The organism is Teichococcus aerofrigidensis (assembly GCF_054073225.1).
The window spans coordinates 1-2,260 of the sequence record NZ_JBSXMU010000227.1; the positions used below are offsets into that span (position 1 = coordinate 1).

General features: G+C 73.8%; 2 protein-coding genes and 1 tRNA gene. All 3 read left to right on the forward strand.

Annotation, left to right across the window (positions count from 1 at the left end):
• Window positions 1–218: 218 nt before the first annotated feature.
• Window positions 219–294, forward strand: a tRNA-Ala gene (locus ACVMLK_RS20765).
• Between the two features lie 163 nt (window positions 295–457).
• On the forward strand, window positions 458–667 hold the full coding sequence (locus tag ACVMLK_RS20770) for a PsiF family protein (protein ID WP_422922397.1): 210 nt from the start codon (window positions 458–460) through the stop codon (window positions 665–667).
• A 79-nt stretch (window positions 668–746) separates the two neighbouring features.
• The coding region (locus ACVMLK_RS20775) for an adenine deaminase (protein WP_457487509.1) at window positions 747–2,260 on the forward strand (1,514 nt) is incomplete at its 3' end.

The window sequence follows — 2,260 nt, forward strand, 5'->3', positions numbered from 1 at the left end:
TCGCGCAGCACGCCTTCCAGCGCGGCCTTGGCATCCGGGTAGACTTTCCGCATCGGGACGCTCCTCAGGTTCCGGGAGGATGGTTCTCGGCCCCGAGGCTACCGGCCAGGGCGGGGCTGCGGAAGGGGGCCGCGGCCGGAACGGAAAAAGCGAAAAAAACCGCGCGGACCGCTCTTGCGCGCCCCGGGGGGCACGGTTATATCGCGCCACCTCACCGGGGGGCCATAGCTCAGTTGGGAGAGCGCTTGAATGGCATTCAAGAGGTCGTCGGTTCGATTCCGATTGGCTCCACCACGGTTTCAAGGGCCTGGCTTCGCAAGAAGCCGGGCCCTTTCGTTTTGGGCCACGTGCCGGCAGCCTCTCCGCGCTCGGCGGCCCATGCCGCGCGGCGAATAATTCCTCTTTTGGAGAAAAACTGCTCCCGTTAAGCTACCCTGGGTTTTGTGGAGCGCCTGCCTTGAAGATCGTCCTCGCCGCCCTGGCGGCCGCCGCCGTGCTGCTGCCGACCCTGTCCGAGGCGGCGCCCCGCAAGGCCGCGGCCGAGCCCTCGCCGGCGCGGCTCGCCCAGCAGGAGCGGATGCGCGGCTGCAACGCCACCGCGCGGGAGCAGTCGCTGCGCGGCCAGGGGCGCAAGGACTTCATGCGGACCTGCCTCTCCCACCGTTGAGCGCGTCCGCGCCCGGCCGCTTGCCTCCCCCCTCCGCGCGGGCCTATCCGGTCGGTTTCTTCCGACAGCAGGATCGGCCATGTCCCAGGACCCGCTTCCCGCCCTGAACGACGCGGCGCTGAACGACGCGGCGCTGCGGGACCGCGCCGTGCGCGCCGCGCAGGGGCTCGCGCCCTTCGACCGGCTGCTGACCGGCGCGCGGATCGCCGACATGGCGACCGGCGAGCTGCGCGCGGCGGATCTCGGCCTGGTCGGGCCGCTGATCGCCAGCGTCCACGCCCCCGGCACGCGCGCCGATGCCGCGATGGTCGAGGCGCTGCCGGGTCGGATCCTCGCGCCGGGGCTGATCGACACGCACATGCATGTCGAAAGCTCGATGGTGACGCCGCGCCGCTATGCCGAGACGGTGCTGCCCCAGGGCACCACGACGATCTGCTGGGACCCGCACGAGCTGGCCAATGTCGCGGGGCTGGAGGGGCTGCGCTGGGCCATCGCCGCGCTGCGCGGCCTGCCGCTCCGCGCCCTGCTGCTCGCCCCCTCCTGCGTGCCCTCGGCGCCGGGGCTGGAGCGCGCGGGGGCCAGCTTCGGGCCGGATGAGATGGCGGAGATGCTGTCCTGGCCCGAGGTCGCCGGCGTCGCCGAGGTGATGGACATGCGCGGCGTGCTGGAGCGGGCGCCGCGCATGCGCGGCATCCTGGCGGCGGGGCTGGAGAGCGGCAAGCTGGTCTGCGGCCATGCGCGCGGCCTCTCGGCGGGCGCGCTGCAGGGCTTTGCCGCCGCCGGCGTCACCTCCGACCACGAGATCACCTCCGGTGCCGATCTGCTGGAGAAGCTGCGCGCCGGCCTGGCCATCGAGCTGCGCGGCAGCCACGACTACATCCTGCCCGAAGCGGTCGCGGCGCTCGGCAGCCTGCCGCGCTATCCGCAGACCCTGACGCTCTGCACCGACGATGTCTTCCCGGACGACCTGGTGGCGCGCGGCGGCATGATCGACCTGATCCGGCGGCTGGTACGCCATGGCATGCCCGCGCTGGAGGCGCTGCGGGCGGCGACGCTGAACGCCGCGCAGCGCCTCGGCCGCGCCGATCTCGGCCTGCTCGCTCCCGGCCGCCGCGCCGACCTGATCGTGCTCTCCGACCTGGAGGGGATGACGGTGGAGCGGGTCTATGGCTCCGGCACCCTGCTGGCCGAGGGCGGCCGGCTGGCGGCGCCGCTGCCGGGCGGCGAACCGCCGGGCCTGCGCGACACCATGAGGCTCGCCCCGCTGGCCGCCGGCGATTTCCGCATCGCCGCCCCCGGCCCGACCGCGCGGCTGCGCAGCGTGGCCCAGCCGCGCTTCACCCGCTGGGGCGAGATCGCGGTGCCGGTGCGCGACGGCGCCGCCGTGCTGCCGCCCGAGGTCACGATGCTCGCCGTCATCCACCGCCACGGGCTCGCCCCGGCCCGGCCCTCGCTCGGCGTGCTGGAAGGCTGGGGGTCCTGGCGCGGCGCGCTGGCCACCACGGTCGCGCATGACAGCCACAATCTCTGCGTCTTCGGCCATGACCCGGACGACATGGCGGCGGCAGCGAACGCGCTGATCGCCGCCGGCGG